This is a genomic window from Lysobacter sp. CA199 (assembly GCF_052078715.1).
In the GTDB taxonomy this organism is placed as follows: Bacteria; Pseudomonadota; Gammaproteobacteria; order Xanthomonadales; family Xanthomonadaceae; genus Lysobacter.
In genome coordinates this window covers 191,078-203,138 of record NZ_JBQJIL010000006.1, presented here as the reverse complement: position 1 = coordinate 203,138, position 12,061 = coordinate 191,078, and the positions used below count along the sequence as shown (strand labels likewise).

10 protein-coding genes are annotated in these 12,061 nt (G+C 67.7%); 2 read left to right on the top strand and 8 right to left on the bottom strand.

Annotated elements, in window-relative coordinates:
- Positions 1-314: 314 nt before the first annotated feature.
- From ACTOWJ_RS12265 to ACTOWJ_RS12250, 4 genes are all read right to left on the bottom strand, one after another.
- Complete coding sequence (locus tag ACTOWJ_RS12265) at positions 315-974, bottom strand: response regulator (protein ID WP_441334906.1); 660 nt, start codon at positions 972-974, stop codon at positions 315-317.
- Positions 971-2,482 carry a HAMP domain-containing protein gene (locus ACTOWJ_RS12260; protein ID WP_441334905.1) on the bottom strand — a complete coding sequence of 504 codons (1,512 nt, stop codon included), beginning with the start codon at positions 2,480-2,482 and terminating at the stop codon, positions 971-973. The genes ACTOWJ_RS12265 and ACTOWJ_RS12260 overlap by 4 nt, the downstream gene beginning before the upstream one ends.
- 277 nt (positions 2,483-2,759) lie before the next feature.
- Positions 2,760-3,824 carry a lipid A deacylase LpxR family protein gene (locus ACTOWJ_RS12255; RefSeq protein ID WP_441334904.1) on the bottom strand — a complete coding sequence of 355 codons (1,065 nt, stop codon included), beginning with the start codon at positions 3,822-3,824 and terminating at the stop codon, positions 2,760-2,762.
- 285 nt (positions 3,825-4,109) lie between these two features.
- The gene (locus tag ACTOWJ_RS12250; RefSeq protein ID WP_441334903.1) at positions 4,110-4,508 is read right to left on the bottom strand and encodes a DUF3224 domain-containing protein; all 399 of its coding nucleotides are present in this window, start codon (positions 4,506-4,508) and stop codon (positions 4,110-4,112) included.
- A 302-nt stretch (positions 4,509-4,810) separates the two neighbouring features.
- On the opposite strand from ACTOWJ_RS12250, the gene ACTOWJ_RS12245 reads away from it, so the two are divergent.
- Entirely contained in the window at positions 4,811-6,991 is a 2,181-nt protein-coding gene (locus ACTOWJ_RS12245; protein WP_441334902.1) for a TonB-dependent receptor, read from the top strand.
- The gene (locus ACTOWJ_RS12240; RefSeq protein WP_441334901.1) at positions 6,991-8,367 is read left to right on the top strand and encodes a PepSY-associated TM helix domain-containing protein; all 1,377 of its coding nucleotides are present in this window, start codon (positions 6,991-6,993) and stop codon (positions 8,365-8,367) included. Before ACTOWJ_RS12245 ends, ACTOWJ_RS12240 begins: the two co-directional genes overlap by 1 nt.
- Positions 8,368-9,336: 969 nt before the next feature.
- On the opposite strand, the gene ACTOWJ_RS12235 is transcribed toward ACTOWJ_RS12240, so the two are convergent.
- The 4 genes from ACTOWJ_RS12235 to ACTOWJ_RS12220 all read right to left on the bottom strand — a co-directional run bounded on the left by ACTOWJ_RS12235 (position 9,337) and on the right by ACTOWJ_RS12220 (position 11,925).
- Entirely contained in the window at positions 9,337-9,486 is a 150-nt protein-coding gene (locus ACTOWJ_RS12235) for a hypothetical protein (protein ID WP_441334900.1), read from the bottom strand.
- Between the two features lie 63 nt (positions 9,487-9,549).
- Positions 9,550-9,975, bottom strand: a complete 426-nt coding sequence (locus ACTOWJ_RS12230) for an organic hydroperoxide resistance protein (RefSeq protein WP_441334899.1) — start codon at positions 9,973-9,975, stop codon at positions 9,550-9,552.
- Positions 9,976-10,184: 209 nt separating this feature from the next.
- Positions 10,185-10,652, bottom strand: coding sequence for a MarR family winged helix-turn-helix transcriptional regulator (locus ACTOWJ_RS12225; RefSeq protein ID WP_441334898.1), 468 nt, complete (start codon positions 10,650-10,652; stop codon positions 10,185-10,187).
- A gap of 229 nt (positions 10,653-10,881) precedes the next feature.
- On the bottom strand, positions 10,882-11,925 hold the full coding sequence (locus ACTOWJ_RS12220) for a serine hydrolase domain-containing protein (protein WP_441334897.1): 1,044 nt from the start codon (positions 11,923-11,925) through the stop codon (positions 10,882-10,884).
- Between the last annotated feature and the right edge of the window lie 136 nt (positions 11,926-12,061).

Sequence of the window (12,061 nt, the reverse complement as noted above, 5' to 3'; positions counted from 1 at the left end):
CGGCGGGGACCGTCGCGGCTTCGGGCTACCCCCTCTCGGGAAGGGGATCTTGGAGATGCAGCGAGCAACCCTCATGAAACGTGCTGGAGGCCCTGCCTCCCTACCTTCGACCGCGCCCATGGGCGCGGCTGAAGACGCGCGCGCAAGCCGTGCGCTCATTCCTCGGCGCACCATGGACAAGGAAATCGCGGCTGCGCGCGCTCGCGCTCGCCGCGATGCGGTCCGTGCACGGCACGACGCCTTCGATGCAAACCCAAGCATGCAGGCGCCGGATACGCGGCCCAGGACGAAACGCGCCGGCCGCGCGCGCAGGCTCAATCTGCGTCGCTTTCGCCCGACATCAATCCGCGCCTCCACGCGAATGCGACCGCCTCGGTGCGGTCGGCCAGATGCAGCTTGGCCAGCACGTTGCCCAGGTGCGACTTGACCGTCTTCTCGCCGATGTTGAGCGCGGCGGCGATGCGCGCGTTGCTGCCGCCTTCGGCGAGCTTGCGCAGCACGTCCAGCTCGCGCTCGGTCAGACAGGCGAAGGGATCCTCGCGCGGCTCGCGCTTGCGCCGCACCGCCTTGAGGATGCGCTGGGCGACGAAGGGATGGATCACCGCCTCGCCGCCGGCGATGCGCCGCAGCGTCGCCAGCAGTTCGTCGCCGAGCATGCTTTTGAACAGCAGCGACTGCGCGCCGGCTTCGATCGCGGCGAAGGCCAGATCGTCCTGATCGGTCGAGGTCAGCACCGCGATCGCGCTGCGCGGGCTCAGGCCCTTGATCGCGCGGATGGCCTGCACGCCGTCCACGTCGGGCATCATCAGATCGATCACGATCAGATCCGGCGCCAGATCGCGCGCCAATTCGATCGCCTCGGCGCCGCCGGCGGCTTCGCCGACCACTTCGAAATCGTCGGTCAGGCTGAGCAGGCTGCGGATGCCCTTGCGCACTACTTCGTGATCGTCGACCAACAACACTGAGGTCTTCATGCGGGTACCTCCTGCGCGGGTTCGAGAGTGAACGACACCGTCACCACCGTGCCGCTGGGAGAACTGGCGATGCGGAAACCGCCGCCGGGCAAGGTGCGCGCGCGCAGGCGCATGTTGGCCAGACCCATGCCGGTGGCTTCGTGTTCGCTGATGGTGAAACCGCAGCCGTCGTCCTGGATGGTCCAGCCGTAGCGGTTGCCGGAGTTGTTGAGCACCACTTCGATCCGGCGCGCGCCGCTGTGACGCAGGCTGTTGGCGGCCGCTTCGGTGGCGATCAGCAGCAATTGGCCGGCGTGCTGCGGGAATCCGCTCAGGCCGCGCTCGGCGACGCCGTCGAGCAACAGCCGCCATTCGATCTCGCTGCCGCCGAGCAGATGCGAGAACGTGTCCTCCAAAGCCTTGCGCAACCCCTGCTCGGCCACGGTCGGCGCCGAGAAGCGCTGGATCACGTCGGCCAGATCGCGCTGCAACTGTCCGGTCAGGCCCAGCGCGGCCTTGATCAGCGCGCGCTGGCGCGGATCGCGGCCGTCGCCGCCGTCGCGTTCGTTGAGGTGATCGAGCACGCTGAGCTGCAAGCCCAACGCGAAACTGCGCTGCTTGGCGGTGTCGTGCAGATCGCGCGCCATGCGGTTGCGCTCTTCCGCGACCGCCAGCGCCTGGCGCACCTGGATCACTTCGCTCAAGGCATCGGCCATGCGATCGAAGCGCTGCGACAGGCGGCCGAACTCGTCGCGTCCGGGATCGTGGATGCGCGCGTCCAGCTCGCCCGCGGCCCAGGCGTCGGCGACGTGTTCGGCGTGGCCGATGCGGCGCGTCAACAAGGTCGCCACCGCCACCGCCGACATCGCGCTGATCACCATCAGATAGATCACCAGGCCTTCCAGGTCGCCCGAGTCCGCGCGCATGAAGGTCGCTATCGTTCCGCCGGAATGCTGGCCCATCGTCAGGCTCGCGCCGGGCGCATCGGCCAACGGCAGCGCCACCACGCTGATCCAGTCGCCTTCGCGTTCGTTATGCCGGGGCGCGGCGTTGTGGGTGGTCGCGGCTTCATGCTGGGCTTCTTCCAATGCCTGCGCCAGCGGCGCGCTGGGCCGGTTGGGGTATTGGCAGAGATGACCGTCGCGGTCGCGATAGCGGATCGCGATACGGCCGTCGCGGGTGCCGCCGGCGAAGCTGTATGAGCTCATCCAGCGTCGCGTGTCCATGCCGACCACGCGCACGGCCAGCGCCTGCAGCATCGCCTCGCACTGGCCGCGCGACAGCGTGGACAGTTCGGGCAGCGGCCCCAGTTGCTGCAGTTCGCGCCGCATCGCGCGCTCCAATACCGGTGGAGCCATGTTGTCGCGCACCTCGATCCGGGTGAGGTACAGACCCAGCACCGACAACAGGCCGGTACTGACCCAGCAAGCGATCAACATCGACAGCAGGCATTTCCAGAACAGCCCGCTCCACCAGCGCCGCGCCGGCGCACGGGCAGCAGACGTCGGACGTACGGCGGTTTCGCTCATGGCGTCAGTATTCCAGGTTATCGCCATAGCGAATCCGCCAAACGTCCCGGTCGCGACCCGTCGCCGGCCCGATGCCCGGCACGGCGCAACGCAGCCGCGCAGCATCGAAGTCCCCGCCCCACAGAAGCGTCGGGGCTGAAGCCCCTCCCACAAAAGACTTCATACTTCGCGCCGGTTGGGGCCTACAAAGGCGTCAGAGCCCAAACCCTATCCACGAAACCTCGCAGCCCCAGTCGGGGCGCGTCCGCGGAGGACTTCGCGCTGCGCGCCGCTGGCCTCAGAACGCCCGGCTCACGGTGAAGCTTCCGAACACCGGCGTCTGCTTTTGCCCTTCGAACTCGCGGGTGCCGTGGTAACGCGCCAGCGCGAATTTCCAGCGCCCGTGCATCAGCGCCACGCCGTACCCGACTTCGCCCACGAACGCGCGCTTGTCCACGCTGTGGCTGTTGCGGAAGGTGTTGCCGTCCAAGGTGATGTCGCGCAGCACCCAGCGCACGTCCGAGGTCAGGAACACGTGCGCCGCGAACGGACGGTTGCCGGTGTTGTAGTGCTGGGTCGGCGCGGTGTTCTCGCCGGCCGGACGCAACGGCGTGCTGCCGAAATCGTCTGGCAGGCGCAGGCCGAAACGCAGTTCGGCGCCGGCGTTGGCGTAAGTGGCCAGATTGCCGAAGCTGCCGCCGTAGTGGCTGATCGCATCCCAGCCCCAGGTGCCGTTGTGCGCGTCGCCGGCCGAGTAACGGTGCATGCGCTCGTGGACGATGCGGAACACCGGTTCGTCGTGCAGCTGGTTGTCCCAGCCCTTGAAGGTTTCGTCGCCCAGCGCCTTGTGCACCGCGTTCTGCACCTGCTTGCCCAGCGCCGACGGGCCGACGATGCCGAACTGCAACTGGGTGGTCTGCAGGAAATCGCCGTTGCGCGCGTTGTAGCCCAGGCCCATCAGCAGCGCGGCCGCATAGGGACGGTCGTCCTTGATCAGGTCGCGGCGGCTGAAATCGGTGGGAGTGAAGATGCCCTGGGAAAAGGTCGCGATCATGTTGCGCTGCTCGAAGCCTTCTGCCGGCTGCAGCGCGTCCAGATGACGGTTGACCCAGCGCGCGAGGCGCGGAATGCAGGGATCGTCGGTGTAGTCGGCCAGATTCGGCGAAACCAGGGTCAGCTGGATGCCGTTGCTGTAGCCCTGGTCCTGGCCGCCGAACAGGTCGTTGTCCAGGCGCAGGTTGACCGTCGGCGGCAGGCGGGTGCTGCCGTTGGTGCAGGCCTCGCGGCCTTGGGCGAAGGCGTCGCCGGCCTGCAGCGCGGCGCCGGCAAGCAGGACGGACAGGAACAGAACGTTGGGGCGCATGGGCGTTTTCAGCGGCACTAGGCGCGGCGGCGCGAGGCGCACCGGGCGATTGGGATGCGACACGGGACAAACCGCGCCAGGCACCGCGACGGCGGCCAGGCGATGCAAGATCGCACTGGCGGCACGACTACGGATCGGCGCACAAGTTCGCACGGATCGTCGGCGACGGCGGCGGCAGTGTCGCGACGGATTGTCCCGTAAATGGTGCTTGAGACCGATGACAGCGTCTTTGCCGGATGAGCCGGATGGCCACGCGCCGCGCCGGGTCGCGCCAGGTTCGGCGGCTCAGCCCTCGGGCAGTCGGTAGTCGAACCGGTAGAAATGCGCGCCGCCTTCGCGGATATCGATGTTCATCCGGCCGCTCAGGCCGGTCAGCTCGCCGGTGCCCGAGTCGGGCACCACGGTCACGATCAGATCGGGCGCGCCGCGATCCATCAGCCCGCGATGCGCCATCAGAAAACTTCCGCTGCGACCGCCCAGCGTGCCTTCGACCTTCTCCAGGGCGACATAACCGGCCGAACCCTTGACCGGCGTCATCGCCGCGAGCATCTCACCGGTGCTGGCGGCCTGCAGTTCGCCGTGGAAGCGTTTGTCGATCGACATCCGGCCGAACTTGCCCTCGGCCGCGTCGTGCACCGGCTGCGGACTGAGTTTGACCTCGAACGGTCCTTCGATGGTCGGCATGCGGTTCTCCTGAGGCAGATGCGGACGCGGCTGCGGCAAGGCCTGCAGGCTAGGCGGTGGCCGCCGATTCGCCAAGCCGCATCGCAACAGCGCCGCCGATGCGCGGCCGCGCCACTGCGGCAACTTGCCGCACACGCCCGCGCGCGGGCCGGCCTAGCATTTTGCGCTTCCGCGCCTTCGCAAGCGTTCGTATCCGCCGTTCGCAGCGGACGCAGTCCGCGGTTTTACCCGCCATCGTCCGCGGCCGCGCCTTGCGGCCCCGGCGCGCGCCCGCTTTGTCCCCTTACCGCGTTGTACTTCGCATGCCCGATCGCACCACCCGTCTTTTGATTCCCTCGGCCTTGGCCGCCGCGCTGCTGGCCGGCGCGGCGCCCATCGCCCGGGCGGCCGCCGCCGATGCGGTCGACCTCGACGCGGTGCGCGTGCACGGCCAGCGCGGGCAGGCGCAAGCCGCCGCGGCCGTCACCGCCAGCCGCCTGGGACTGTCGGCGGGCGAGATTCCCGCGACCGTGGACGTGCTCGATGCCGGCGACATCCAGGCGCGCGGCCTGCGCGACAGCGTGGAGGTCCTGCGCGCGATGCCCGGCGTGATGGCCGGCAACCTGCCCGGCCAGCCCGGCGTCGCCTCGATGCGCGGCTTCGCCAGCGGCGCGGTCTCGTATCTGCGCGACGGCGTGCGACTGACCAGTTCGGGCTTCTCCTCGCGCAACTGGGACAGCTTTCAGTTCGAACGCGTGGAAGCGCTCAAGGGCCCGGCGTCGGTGCTGTACGGCGAAGGCGTGCTGGCCGGCGCGATCAACTTCGTGCCCAAGGCCGCCGACCTGGACCAGCGCGGCGGCGAACTGCTGCTCGGTTACGGCAGTCACGCCAGCGCGCGATTCGGACTCGACGGCAATCTGCCGTTGAGCCCGACCGTGGCGGTGCGCGGCGTGCTCAGCGGCAACCGTTCCGACGGCTACGTCGACGGCACCGCATCGAACGCGCAGGCCTTGGGCGGCTCGCTGCTGTGGCGGCCCGGCGATGCGCTCAGCGCGCAGGTCGCACTGGACTACCAGCGCGACGATTTCGACACCGCCTACTTCGGCACCCCACTGGTACCGGCCGCGGTGGCCGCCGAACCCAGCGACTTGGTCGGCGGCCCCAGCGGCTGGGTGATCGACAAGGCCGCGCGCGCGCGCAACTACAACGTCGGCGACGGACGCATGGATTCGCGCTCGTGGTGGCTGCGCACGCGCCTGGATTACCAGCTTGGCGAGCGCTGGCGCCTGAGCAACGAGGCCAGCGTCTACGACGCGCGCCGGCGCTGGGACAACAGCGAGGATTTCAGCTATCGCCCGGCGACCGGCCTGTTCGAACGCAGCGCCGCGCGCATCCATCACGATCAGCGGGTCTGGAACCAGCGTTTCACCCTCGCCCACGACGGCCTGCTGGCCGGCCGCCGCCACCGCTTCTCGGCCGGGCTGGAATACAGCGATACCGACTTCTTCAACCTGCGCCGCTTCGGCCACGCCGCGCCGGTGGATGCGCTGGCGCGCGAACGCGGCCGATTCCCCACCGACACGCCGGCCAACTTCAGCGACGGCCGCAACGATTTCAGCACCCGGGTCAAGGTCGCGGCGGTGTTCGTCGAAGACGCGCTCAATCTCACCCCGCGCTGGCTGCTGGTGAGCGGCCTGCGCCACGAACGCATCGATCTGCAACGGCGCAATCTGGATCTGGACAGCGGCTTGCGCAGCCGTTTCGGCCGCGAGTTCTCGCCCACCTCCTGGCGCCTGGGCAGCGTGTTCGAACTGCGTCCGGACAGCCAGCTGTACGCGCAGTACAGCAGCGCGGTGCTGCCGGTCAGCTCGTTTCTGACCATCAACCAGCGCAACAACGCCTTCGACCTCAGCCACGGCGACTCGATCGAACTGGGCCTGCGCAGCGCGTTGCTGGACCAGCGCCTGCGTTTTAACGCGGCGGTGTACCGGCTGCGCCAGGACGACATCCTCACCCGCGACCCGCTGCAGCCGCAGATCAGCGTGCAGAACGGCCGCCAGTCCTCGCGCGGCGTCGAGCTGTCGCTGAGCGCGCAGGTCAGCGCGCGCCTGCGCATCGACGCCAGCCTCGCGCGCTTGTCGGCGCGCTTCGATCGTCTGCGCGAAGCCGGCGGCGCCGACCGCGGCGGCAACCGTCCGTCCAACGTGCCCGAACGCACCGCCAGCCTCGATGCTTGGTACCGGCTCGACCGGCTGCCGCTGGGCTTCAACCTGGGCCTGCGCCACGTCGGCGATTTTTATACCGACAACGCCAATACCTACCGGGTGCGCGGCCACACCGTCGCCGACGCGGCGGTGGACTGGAACGGCGCCAGCGGACGCTACACGCTGCGCGTGCGCAACCTCGCCAACGAGTTCTACGCCGACTGGTCGGGCTACAGCGCCACCCAGGTTTACCTGGGCGCGCCGCGCAGCGTCGAACTGACCTACTCGCGGAGCTTGTGATGAACCCGCCGCGCCACGACCGCCATCTGTACCGCACGGTGTGGCGCTGGCATTTCTACGCCGGCCTGTTCGTGGCGCCGCTACTGTTGATCCTGGCGATCACCGGTTCGATCTATCTGTTCAACGACGAGATCGAAGACGCGGTGCACGCACCGCTGCGGTTCGCGCCGCAACGCCAGGCCGACCTGCCGCTGTCGCGGCTGATCGCCGCCGCGCGGGCGGCCTACCCGGGCGAGGTCACCCGGATCGATCTGCCGTCGGATCCGCGCCGCACCGCGCAAGTGTTCGTGACGCCCGAACGCGGCGAGCCGCTGCGCGTGTTCGTCGATCCAGGCAGCGCGCGCGTGCACGGCGCCTTCGTGTATACCCGCACCCTGGTCGGATTCGCCGACACCATGCACGGCTCACTGATGCTGGGCCGCTTCGGCGATGCCATCGTCGAACTGGCGGCGTGCTGGGCGTTGCTGCTGATCGCCACCGGCACGTACCTGTGGTGGCCGCGCGAACGCGGCTGGCGCCGGGCGCTGTCGCCGCAATGGCGCGAGCGCGGCCGGCCGTTCTGGCGCAGCCTGCATTCGAGCGTCGGCGTGTGGACGGCGGCGTTGATCGTGTTCCTGATCCTCACCGGACTGCCCTGGGCCAACGTGTGGGGCGATCTGCTGCGCGCGGGAACGCAACAGTTGGGCATCGGCTATCCGTCTGAACATCGCCATCACGCACCGTCGCCGGCCAAACCGGCGACGACCTTGTCCCAGGCGATCGGCGAAACGCCGTGGACCTTGCGCGATGCGCCGATGCCGGCCTCCGCGCATGCCCACCACGCCCATGGCAATGCGCACGCCGCGCAGCGATTCGACATCGGCATCGATGCCGCCGCGCGCGCTTTCGCCGCCCACGGCCTGCGCGGCGACTATCGCCTGTCGCTGCCGCGCGGCGAAGACGGCGTCTACACCGCGGTGGTCTATCCGAACCGGCCGCAGGGCCAGCGCACCGTGCACGTGGACCGCTACAGCGGCCGCATCGCCGGCGACACCGGCTTCGCCGATTACGGCTGGGCCGCGCAGGCGGTGGAACTGGGCGTGCAACTGCACATGGGCAATTACTTCGGCCGCGCCAACCAGATCGTGATGCTGTTGCCGTGCATCGGCATCGTGGTGCTGACTTGCAGCGGCACGTGGATGTGGTGGCGCCGGCGCCCGCGCGGCCGCCTGGGCGCACCCGCCACGCCGGCGCCGACGCGGCTGCGCACGATCGCGCTGATCGCGCTCGGCTGCGGCGTGTTGTTTCCGTTGCTGGGCGCATCGTTGCTGCTGGTGTTCGCGTTGGACCGGCTGGTAATCGCGCGTTTTCCCAGACTGGTGTCGCTGTTGCGTTAAATGCGGCCGTGCGCTGTTGCGAAAGGGGCATTTGTGCGGGCGGCGCGAGGCTCTGTAAGAGGCCGAGGCTTCGGCGACAAAGCCTCGAAGTCTTTTGTGGGAGGGCTTCAGCCTCGACGCTTTTCGACCAGAGCCTGTGCGTTCGCGACTCGCCGAATCGCACTGCGATCGGAACGAAAGGCGTCGGGGCTGAAGCCCCTCCCACAAAAGACTTCAAAAAACATCGCCCCAAAAAAACATCGCCGCATGCGCGGCGATGTGGATTCCCCTGTTAGCGATCCGCGACGGCCTGGACAGCTCCCCGTTCAAGTCTCAAAGCGACTACTGACTCCGGTCCAGCGTACCGGAGCCAGTAGCGCCACCCAATCGCCGCACTGATGCACTACCGACCCGGCTTACTGAGCCCGGGCCGAAGCCTCGTCGCACCAAGGCGCCGACGGGGTCACCGCGCCCGACGGAGGGGCGGTTCGCGGTGTGGCGGCGGCGAGTCGCGGCGAGTCGCAGCGCGGTTTCGCCTTGCTACCGGTGCCGCGCGAGGCGGCACGCTTGGTCTTGGACATGGGACGTGCGCCGCGCGCCTTGGCCTTGGCGACGGGAAAGGTATCGCCTGCGCGACGCCGAGGCTGAGCGGGTGAAAGCGAAGACGACGTTGGCTGCGTGCAGGCATGACCGATCCTCCGTTAGCCAATTCGGGCACGGGCGGGACGGTCGAAGGACGAGAACCTTCGGCATTACGGCATCACACCGCGTCGCGTCCGTGCCGACGAGGTGACCGGGCGCGTGGCCCAGTCGTCCGACAGCGACGAAATCATTTCGACAGCGTTAGAGAGCGATCCGGCTCGTGTTTAGGAGAAAACGAAACCCCGATGCGAGTCTGTGCGTTCGCTTAGCAGTCTATTAACAGAAATCACTCGCAAAACTCACGCTTTCTCACTCTTTGCTGAGCGCATTCAGAGTGATGTACCTAGCTCACGCAAACTCACCGGTCGTCATATCGACGATTCGACGGGTGCCTGCTTCGGCGCTGCGACACAGGTTTGTCGCCAGCGTGGCCAGCATCGCGGCCGCGGCGTCGGTCGATGCGCTCGCATAAACGACGCGGCCCGGACGCTTGCGCATCTGGGCCGCGAAGAACTATCGCCTGCGTCGCCGTCGTATCGCGACGGCGCGCGCGTTTCAAGTTCAGACCAGGGTCAAGGTCACGTCGATGTTGCCGCGGGTCGCGTTGGAGTACGGGCAGACCACGTGGGCCTTGTCGACCAACTCCTGCGCCTGCTCGCGCGGCAGGCCCGGCAGCGAGATCTTCAGTTCGACTTCGATGCCGAAACCGGTCGGAATCGGGCCGATGCCGACGCTGCCGTCGATCGCCGCATCGGCCGGGAACGCGATCTTCTCGCGACCGGCGACGAACTTCAGCGCGCCCATGAAGCAGGCGGAGTAACCGGCGGCGAACAACTGTTCGGGGTTGGTGCCGTCGCCGCCGGCGCCGCCGAGTTCGCGCGGGGTGGTCAGCTTGGCGTCGAGCACGTTGTCGGAAGACACGGCGCGGCCGTCGCGACCGCCGGTGACGTGGGCGTGAGCGGTATAGAGGACTTTTTCGATGGACATGGTGGTGCTCCGGTTGAGTGGTAAGTGAGGCGGAAGCTGGGGAAAGAGGGTGGCAACGGGTAACGAGTTACGAGATGCGGGTCACAGGGAATCAGAAGCGAATTCGCGATCGGTTGCGCCGTTAACGGATTAACTATTGTCGTGCGCCGTTTCCACCCTGCGACACGAGCGTGTCGGCGCGTGCAGCGTGGTTTCAAAATCCCGGAAGGCTAGGCATCGCGCATCAGGCGGGTGCGCAGCGTCTCCAACTGCGTCTTCAGCAAGGTCAACTGTTCCAGGCTGCAGCCTTCCACCGCGCAGGACACGCCGGTCGGAACGCTCTGGGCCTTGGCTTTGAGCGCGCGCCCGCTCTTGCTGAGCTCGATGATGACTTGACGCTCGTCGCTGGCCGCGCGGGTTCGGGTCAACAGGCCCGCGACTTCCAGCCGTTTGAGCAGCGGCGTCAGCGTGGCCGAGTCCAGGAACAAACGCTCGCCGATCTCAGACACCGTGATCCCGTCGCGCTCCCACAGCACCATCATCGCCAGATACTGCGGATAGGTCAGACCGAGCTTGCTCAGCAGCTTGCGGTAGACCTTGTTGAGCGCCAGCCCGGTCGAGTACAGGGCGAAACACAATTGGTCGTCGAGCAACAAGCTGGCGTGCGGCGGCTTGGCGGTGGCGGGTGGCTTGTTCATGTCGTGCAATTTACATAGCGCGCTATTTAATAGCAAGAATATGCCGCTGGGAAACGCGGCCCACAGCGTTCCATCCGCGCCGCGAATCCTTCTGTCCTTGGCCGCAGCCCCAGTAGGAGCGGCGCAAGCCGCGACCGCGACAACGAAGCGACGGTGTCGGTTTGTGTGTGCGCCGTTATGCGGGTCTCGCGGTCGCGGCTCGCGCCGCCTCTTCAGGCGCTTCGAGCCATTACCGCCTGGGCGGACTCGACGGCAGGTACGCCTCGGCGATCCGCAATGCAAGGCGATACGGTTCGGGATCGTTGCGGTTGGTCAGCACCACCACGGTCAACCGGCGTTGCGGCCAACGCACGATCACGTTGCGAAAGCCCATGGTTTCGCCCGAATGCCACAAGGTCTCGCCGGTGATGCGCCATCCGTAGCCGTAGCCGATATCGGCCACGTCGGTCGGGGTATGCGCGGTGAAGGCGAGCTTGCGCGAGGTCTGGCTGAGCAAGCGGTCGTCGTACAGCGCCGCATCCCACTTGGCCAGATCGTCGATCGAGGAGTAGATGCCGCCGTCGCCGAGCACCGCGCTGGTCGAACTCTGGTCGGTGCGCAACCATCGCCCGCCTTCGAAGCTGTAACCGTAGGCGCGATGCGCCGGTTCGGACACGCTCCGCTCGTAAGCGACGGTGTCGCGCATGCCCAATGGCCGGAAGATCCGTTCGCGCAGGAAGGTCGCGAAGTCCTGACCCGATGCCTTGCCAACGGTCAACGCCAGCAGTGCGTAGCCGCTGTTGCTGTAGCGATAACCGCTGCCGGGCGCGAAGTAGGTGCGGTCCTGGCCTTCGAGCACCTTGAGCACATCGCTGTCGTGCATCTGGTGGGCGTCGGCGTCGAAACTCTCCGGCATCACGTCCTCGTAATCGATCAGGCCCGATTGATGGCTCAGGATCTGCCGGACCATGATCGCATCGGCCGCCTTGGGCAGCGACGGCAGCCAGCGTTTGATCGGATCGTCCAGGCTCAGCTTGCCGTCCTGGGCCAACAGCAGGATCGCCGCGGCGGTGAATTGTTTGGTCACCGAAGCCAGCCGGTAGTTGGTTCGCGACGACGCCGCCTGACCGCTTTCCAGCACCTCCAGGCCATAACCGCGCCGCAGCAGCGGCTTGCCGTCGCGCAGCACCAGCACGCTGGCGCCGGGCACTTGGCCTTGATAATCGGCCATCAACGCGTCGACCCGACGGGCAAGTTCGGCCGAAGCGGATGAAGCCAGAGCGTCCGGGCTCAAGCTCCCTCCCGCAACCGTTGAACGCGAATCCGCCAGCGGCGGCGCCACGCTCGCACATCCGGCCAAGGCCGCGCATACCAGCCATCCGCACACCCGCGCGGCCCACTCGCCCGGCCGTTTCCGTTCCTCGCCCATG

Coding starts and splice junctions, on each gene's coding strand:
- ACTOWJ_RS12265 (WP_441334906.1), bottom strand. CDS start 974: ATGAAGACCTCAGTGTTGTTGGTCGACGATCACGAAGTAGTGCGCAAG.
- ACTOWJ_RS12260 (WP_441334905.1), bottom strand. CDS start 2,482: ATGAGCGAAACCGCCGTACGTCCGACGTCTGCTGCCCGTGCGCCGGCG.
- ACTOWJ_RS12255 (WP_441334904.1), bottom strand. CDS start 3,824: ATGCGCCCCAACGTTCTGTTCCTGTCCGTCCTGCTTGCCGGCGCCGCG.
- ACTOWJ_RS12250 (WP_441334903.1), bottom strand. CDS start 4,508: ATGCCGACCATCGAAGGACCGTTCGAGGTCAAACTCAGTCCGCAGCCG.
- ACTOWJ_RS12245 (WP_441334902.1), top strand. CDS start 4,811: ATGCCCGATCGCACCACCCGTCTTTTGATTCCCTCGGCCTTGGCCGCC.
- ACTOWJ_RS12240 (WP_441334901.1), top strand. CDS start 6,991: ATGAACCCGCCGCGCCACGACCGCCATCTGTACCGCACGGTGTGGCGC.
- ACTOWJ_RS12235 (WP_441334900.1), bottom strand. CDS start 9,486: ATGCGCAAGCGTCCGGGCCGCGTCGTTTATGCGAGCGCATCGACCGAC.
- ACTOWJ_RS12230 (WP_441334899.1), bottom strand. CDS start 9,975: ATGTCCATCGAAAAAGTCCTCTATACCGCTCACGCCCACGTCACCGGC.
- ACTOWJ_RS12225 (WP_441334898.1), bottom strand. CDS start 10,652: ATGAACAAGCCACCCGCCACCGCCAAGCCGCCGCACGCCAGCTTGTTG.